Below are 6,483 nucleotides of genomic sequence, written 5' to 3'. Positions count from 1 at the left end.
TCCCGCAGCAGCGCGGCCAACCCGGCCGCGCCCCGCCGCGCGCTGGCGCCACTCGCCGCGGTCACCACCCCGTCGGGCGGGTCGTAGCCGAGCCAGGCCAGCACCGCGACCCGCGCCGCCGGGTCGGCCGCCCGCAGCTCCCGGTACAGCTGCCCGGCCTGCGCCGACGGCGCCCGCCGGGCCACCCCGCCGAGCCCACGATCGAAGTCGGTCAGCGTGGTGCCCACCCCCGGCACCAGCACCGCGATCCGGTCCGCGCCGGCCAGGTCGCCCAGCACCTCGACGGCACGGCCATCGCCGCGCGGGTCGAACGTCAGGAACCGGCGCCCGTCGGCCGCCCAGCCCGCGTACGGCGGGCCGGCCGCGCGCATCGCCGCCGCCGTCACCGGGTACGCCTCGACGAACCCGGCCGCCACGACGGGCTCGGGTCGGGTCGGCAGGACCAGGTTCACGCCGAGCAGTGCGGCCAGCGCCAGTCGGCTGGCACCTCGTCGTCGCATCACGTTGCCCCCTTCGGAATGTCGTCCGGAGGGAGGGTCCGTCAGTGGGTTGCGCTCGGGCGTCCTCCCGGGGAGCCGTTCCCGGGCTGGCTCCCCGGGGCTACTCGCCGGCGGCGACCAGACCCGTCTCGTACGCCAGCACCACGGCCTGGGCCCGGTCCCGCAGCCCCAGCTTGCCCAGGATCCGCCCGACGTGCGTCTTCACCGTCTGCTCGGCCACCACCAGATCGCCGGCGATCTCCGCGTTGTTGCGGCCCCGGGCGATCAGCCGCAGCACCTCGGTCTCGCGGGGGGTGAGACCGGCCAGGTCGGTGGGGCGGGGCCGGCGGCGGTCCGGGCGGGCCGCGAACTCGGCGATCAGCCGGCGGGTGACCGCCGGGGCGAGCAGCGCGTCCCCGGCCGCCACGACCCGCACCGCCTGCACCAGGTCGGCCGCCGGGGCGTCCTTGAGCAGGAAGCCGCTCGCCCCGGCGCGCAGCGCCTCGTACACGTAGTCGTCCAGGTCGAAGGTGGTGAGGATGAGCACCCGGGGGCGCTGCGTCGACCGGTCGCCGAGCAGCTTGCGGGTGGCGGCCAGCCCGTCCAGCACCGGCATCCGCACGTCCATCAGCACCACGTCCGGGTCGAGCCGGCGGGCGGCGGCGACGGCCTGCGCGCCGTCGGCGGCGTCGCCCACCACCAGCAGGTCCGGCTGGGCGGCGAGCAGCGCGCCGAAGCCCTGCCGGACCATCGCCTGGTCGTCGGCGATCAGCACCTTGATCATCGGTCCCCGTCCTCCGCCTCGAACGGCAGCTCGGCCGTCACCGCGTAACCCCCGTCGGGCAGCGGCCCGGCCGTGAACGTACCGCCCAGCGAGACGGCCCGTTCCCGCATGCCGGTCAGCCCGTGCCCGGCGCCGGTCTCGGTGCCCGGCCGGGCGTCGGTCGCGTCGGCCGGCGCGTTCTGCACGCGTACCGCCAGGGTGGACCGGCCGGCGTGGACGGTGACGCGCACCGCGGCGCCGGCCGCGTGCCGGGCCGCGTTGGCCAGCCCCTCCTGCACGATCCGGTACGCGGCCAGCCCGACCGGCGCGGGCACCCGCCCGGCGTCCACCGGCCCGGCGTCCAGGGTCACCGGCAGCCCCGCCCTGCGGGTCGCCTCCACCATCGCGCCCAGGTCCGCCAGGTCGGGCTGGGGCGCGGTCTGCGGGCCGGTCGACTCGCTGCGCAGCACGCCCAGCAGCCGCCGCATGTCGATCAGCGCGTCGCGGGCCGAGCCGGCGATGGCGGCGAACTCCGCGGCCGCCGGCGCCGGCACGTCGGTCAGCCGGTACGGCGCGGTCTCCGCCTGCACCGCGATCAGCGACATGTGGTGGGCGACCACATCGTGCAGCTCACGGGCGATCCGGGTGCGTTCCTCCAGCACCGCGCGGCGATCCTGCTCCCGCTCGCTCAGCTCGGTCTGCGCGGCGAGGGCCCGCCGCGACTGTCGGTTGTGCCGGATCAGGTCACCGACGATCGCCAACGCGCCGAGCAGCGCCAGGACGGCGGCCCGGTTCTCGGCGCGGACCAGAGTGAGCACCGGCACCGCGGTGATCGCCACCACCCAGGCCAGCACCGGCCGGTCGACCCGCGCGACGACCACCGCGACCACCGCGATCGACCCGAGCGCCAGCGGCGGGGTCCACGGGCCGGGCGTGTCGTCCGGCGCGTTGAACGTGCACACCAGCAGGGCCAGCACCGTCAGCCGCCAGGCCAGCAGCGGACGCCGGGGCAGCGCCAGCAGCGGCGCCACGGTCATCGCCGCGAACAGCACCGCGATTGGCGTCGGCAGGCCCCAGTCGCTCTCCACGGCGAGGGTGATCCAGAAGAGGCCGAGCGCGGCGAGCAGCCCGACCGGCGTGGCGTGCCGGGCCAGCCTGGGCCAGCGGGCCAGCAGGGGTCGACCGGGCGGGGCGTCCCGGCCCAGCAGGGTCTGCCGGAGGGCCTGCACGGCCACGACGATCGGTTGCCGGTTCACCACCGGGAGGCTACGGGCCGACACCCCCGCGAGGCGTGCCACCAGGGGTTGATCCCGGTGTCGTACCCGGGTGTGACGCGGCTCCCGTTAGCGCTTACCTGCCGGTAACGCCTAGGCTCCGACGCGTCCGTGCTGACCATTCGCAAGGGGGAACCGTGGCCCGTACCGTGCTGGTGACCGGGGGCAACCGGGGAATCGGCCTGGCCATCGCGCAGGCCTTCGCCAAGCAGGGCGACCGGGTGGCGGTCACCCACCGCAGCGGCGAGGCACCCGACGGGCTGTTCGGCGTGCGGGCCGACGTCACCGACGCCGCCTCGATCGACGCCGCCTTCACCGCCGTCGAGGCCGAGTTGGGCCCGGTCGAGGTACTGGTCGCCAACGCCGGCATGACCGACGACACGCTGCTGCTGCGGATGTCCGAGGAGCAGTTCACCGGCGTGGTCGACACCAACCTCACCGGCGCGTTCCGGGTCGCCAAGCGGGCCTCCGCCAAGATGCTCCGCGCCAGGTGGGGCCGCATGATCTTCATCTCCTCGGTGGTCGGCCTCTCCGGCGGCGCCGGCCAGGTCAACTACGCCGCCAGCAAGGCCGGCCTCGTCGGCGTGGCCCGCTCGATCACCCGGGAGCTGGGCAGCCGCAACATCACCGCGAACGTGGTGGCGCCCGGCTTCATCGACACGGACATGACCGCCAGCCTCCCCGACGAGCGCAAGGCGGAGATCCGCAAGTCCATCCCGGCGGGCCGGATGGCCAGCCCGGACGAGGTCGCCGCGGTGGTCACCTGGCTGGCCGGCGACGCCGCCGCGTACGTCTCGGGTGCCGTGATCCCCGTCGACGGCGGCCTCGGCATGGGCCACTGACCAGCGCTTTTTCGACAAAGTACGGAGGAACCCCCGGATGTCCGGACTGCTCGCCGGTAAGCGGCTGCTCGTCACCGGTGTCATCACCGACGCCTCGATCGCCTTCTCGGTGGCGAAGCTCGCCCAGGAGAACGGCGCCCAGGTCGTGCTCACCGGCTACGGCCGGCTCTCCTTGGTCGAGCGGATCGCCAAGCGGCTGCCCGAGCCGGCGCCGGTGATCGAGGTGGACGTGACCAACACGGAGCACCTCGCCGGGCTGGCCGACCGGGTCCGCGAGCACGTCGACGGGCTCGACGGCGTCGTGCACTCCATCGGCTTCGCCCCGCAGAGCTGCCTGGGCGGCGGTTTCCTCGACGCCCCCTGGGAGGACGTGGCGACCGCTCTGCACGTCTCCACCTACTCGTACAAGTCGCTGGCCATGGCGGCGCTGCCGCTGATGTCCGCCGGCGGCGCGGTGGTGGGTCTGACCTTCGACGCGACGAAGGCGTGGCCGGTCTACGACTGGATGGGCGTGGCCAAGGCCGGCCTGGAGTCCGCGTCCCGCTACCTGGCGCTGCACCTGGGCAAGCAGGGCATCCGCAGCAACCTGGTCGCCGCCGGGCCGCTGCGCACCATCGCCGCCAAGTCGATCCCCGGCTTCGACCAGTTCGAGGACGCCTGGACCGAGCGGGCCCCGCTGGGGTGGAGCCTCACCGACCAGGAGCCCGCCGCCCGGGCCTGCCTGGCGCTGCTGTCCGACTGGTTCCCGGCCACCACCGGCGAGATCGTGCACGTCGACGGCGGCTACCACGCCATCGGCGCCTGACGTCCCCGGCGACGCCCCCGACCGCTGTCCCGTGTGATCCACGCGGGCGGAGCAGGGGGCGTCGCCGCGTCGTTCCGGCCCAGGGGCGAGAATGGGACCATGGCGTACGACGCGGTGGTGCTGGTGTCCTTCGGCGGGCCGGAACGGCCCGAGGACGTCATGCCGTTCCTGCAGAACGTGACCCGGGGCCGGGGCGTGCCGCCCGAGCGGCTGGCCGAGGTCGCCGAGCACTACCAGCACTTCGGCGGAGTGTCCCCGATCAACCAGCAGTGCCGTGACCTGTTGGCCGCCGTTCGCGCCGACTTCGCCGCGCACGGCCTGGACCTGCCCGTCTACTGGGGCAACCGCAACTGGGACCCGATGCTCGCCGACACGGTGACGCAGATGCGCGACGACGGCGTCACCCGGGCGCTGGCCTTCGTCACCAGCGCGTACGGCGGCTACTCGTCCTGCCGCCAGTACCAGGAGGACATCGCCGCTGCCCGCGCCGCCGTCGGCACGGACGCCCCGGTCATCGAGAAGCTGCGCCAGTTCTGGGACCATCCCGGCTTCGTCGAGCCGCACGTCGACGCGGTCCGGGGGGCGCTGGCCCAGCTCGACCCGGCGGAGCGCGACACCACCCGACTGGTCTTCACCGCCCACTCCATCCCCGCCTCGATGGCGGCCAACGCCGGCCCGCACGGCGGCCGGTACGAGGCGCAACTGCGCGAGGCCGCCCGCCTGGTGGCCACGGCCGCCGCCCCCGACCTGCCGTACGACCTGGTGTGGCAGAGCCGCTCCGGCCCGCCGCAGGTGCCGTGGCTGGAGCCGGACATCAACGACCACCTGGCCACCCTCGCCGAGGGCGGCACCACCGGCGTGGTGGTCAGCCCGATCGGGTTCGTCTCCGACCACCTGGAGGTGGTGTGGGACCTGGACACCGAGGCGCTGGAAACCGCCAAGCAGCTGGGCCTGGACTTCGTCCGGGCCGGCACCCCGGGCACCGACCCGCGCTTCGTGACCATGGTGCGCGAGCTGGTCACCGAGCGGATCGACCCGGACGGCGCGCAACTGCGCCGCCGCCTCGGCGAGCTGCCGATGTGGGACACCTGTCCCACCGTCTGCTGCGTGCCGACCCGCCGTCCCTGACCGCCCACCCGCCCACCGAGACCCCGGGGATCACCGATGCATGACCGCAAGCCCGTGCAGAGCTGGCTGACCGACATGGACGGCGTGCTCGTGCACGAGGGCCAGCCGGTGCCCGGCGCGCCGGAGTTCATCAACCGGCTGCGCTCGTCCGGCAAGCCGTTCCTGGTGCTGACCAACAACTCGATCTACACGCCGCGGGACCTCACGGCCCGGCTGAGCCGGATGGGGCTGGACGTGCCGGAGGAGTCGATCTGGTCCTCCGCGCTGGCCACCGGCCAGTTCCTCGCCGACCAGCGGCCGGGCGGCACCGCGTACGTGATCGGGGAGGCCGGGCTGACCACGGCCCTGCACGCGGTCGGCTACGTGCTCACCGACTTCGCCCCCGACTACGTCGTGCTCGGCGAGACCCGCACCTACAGCTTCGAGGCGATCACCAAGGCGGTCCGGCTGATCAACGACGGGGCCCGGTTCATCTGCACCAACCCCGACGTCACCGGCCCGTCGGTGGAGGGCGCGCTGCCCGCCGCCGGCTCGGTCGCCGCCATGATCTCCAAGGCGACCGGGGTGGAGCCGTACTTCGTCGGCAAGCCGAACCCGATGATGATGCGCTCGGCGTTGAACACCATCAACGCGCACTCGGAAAGCACCGCGATGATCGGCGACCGGATGGACACCGACATCCTCTGCGGTCTGGAGGCCGGGCTGGAGACGATCCTGGTGCTCACCGGGATCAGCAGCCGCACCGAGGCGGAGCGCTACCCGTACCGCCCGTCCCGGATCATCAACTCGGTCGCGGACCTGCTTGACGAGGTCTGAGCGACCGGCCTCGGCGGGCCGCCATGCGACGGTGCTGCCCGCGTACCACGATGATCATCCAGACAAAGAACAGCATCTCGGCGGCGGCGAACAGCAGAAAGACCGCGGTGCCGACCATGGTTGCCTCCCGTCAGAAGCGCAGTGGGGCGTTGCAGGCGGCCACCAGCGCCTGCCGGCAGGCCGTGGTGAGCGGGCGGAGCGCGGCGTCGCGCTGCTGCGCCTCGTAGTTGTTGATCGCGCCACCGGGCGCGGCGTGCCCGGCCAGCGCGAGCACGCGGTCCAGCACCGCGGCGCGGGCGAACAGCCGCCGTGCCCGCGGGTCGAAGCCCGGTGGCAGGTCCGTGGCGCCGTCCGGGCGGCGCCACGGACCTGCCAC

General features: G+C 74.2%; 7 protein-coding genes and 1 pseudogene. 4 read left to right on the top strand and 4 right to left on the bottom strand.

What is annotated here, in order from left to right; all coding sequences use genetic code 11:
• From DKT68_RS14025 to DKT68_RS14015, 3 genes are all read right to left on the bottom strand, one after another.
• Positions 1–500 (bottom strand): alpha/beta hydrolase (locus DKT68_RS14025; protein ID WP_236646887.1); only part of this gene is annotated, 500 nt, incomplete at its 3' end.
• Between the two features lie 100 nt (positions 501–600).
• On the bottom strand, positions 601–1,263 hold the full coding sequence (locus tag DKT68_RS14020) for a response regulator (protein ID WP_109817845.1): 663 nt from the start codon (positions 1,261–1,263) through the stop codon (positions 601–603).
• On the bottom strand, positions 1,260–2,498 hold the full coding sequence (locus DKT68_RS14015; protein ID WP_146218365.1) for a sensor histidine kinase: 1,239 nt from the start codon (positions 2,496–2,498) through the stop codon (positions 1,260–1,262). Before DKT68_RS14015 ends, DKT68_RS14020 begins: the two co-directional genes overlap by 4 nt.
• A 155-nt stretch (positions 2,499–2,653) precedes the next feature.
• Between DKT68_RS14015 and fabG the strand changes: the two genes are divergently transcribed.
• The 4 genes from fabG to DKT68_RS13995 all read left to right on the top strand — a co-directional run bounded on the left by fabG (position 2,654) and on the right by DKT68_RS13995 (position 6,107).
• Entirely contained in the window at positions 2,654–3,358 is a 705-nt protein-coding gene (gene fabG, locus DKT68_RS14010) for a 3-oxoacyl-ACP reductase FabG (RefSeq protein WP_109817843.1), read from the top strand.
• A gap of 37 nt (positions 3,359–3,395) precedes the next feature.
• Positions 3,396–4,163, top strand: a complete 768-nt coding sequence (gene fabI / locus DKT68_RS14005) for an enoyl-ACP reductase FabI (protein WP_109817842.1) — start codon at positions 3,396–3,398, stop codon at positions 4,161–4,163.
• Positions 4,164–4,262: 99 nt separating this feature from the next.
• A complete protein-coding gene (locus DKT68_RS14000; protein ID WP_109817841.1) occupies positions 4,263–5,291 on the top strand; it encodes a ferrochelatase in 1,029 nt (342 codons plus the stop codon).
• Positions 5,292–5,327: 36 nt separating this feature from the next.
• A complete protein-coding gene (locus DKT68_RS13995) occupies positions 5,328–6,107 on the top strand; it encodes an HAD-IIA family hydrolase (RefSeq protein WP_099855682.1) in 780 nt (259 codons plus the stop codon).
• Between the two features lie 130 nt (positions 6,108–6,237).
• Here DKT68_RS13995 and DKT68_RS13990 read toward each other — a convergent pair.
• A pseudogene (locus tag DKT68_RS13990) lies at positions 6,238–6,483 on the bottom strand (hypothetical protein); the annotation flags it as partial.

The organism is Micromonospora acroterricola, from assembly GCF_003172955.1.
GTDB classification, from domain to species: domain Bacteria; phylum Actinomycetota; class Actinomycetes; order Mycobacteriales; family Micromonosporaceae; genus Micromonospora; species Micromonospora acroterricola.
This window is presented reverse-complemented; position numbering and strand designations above follow the sequence as displayed.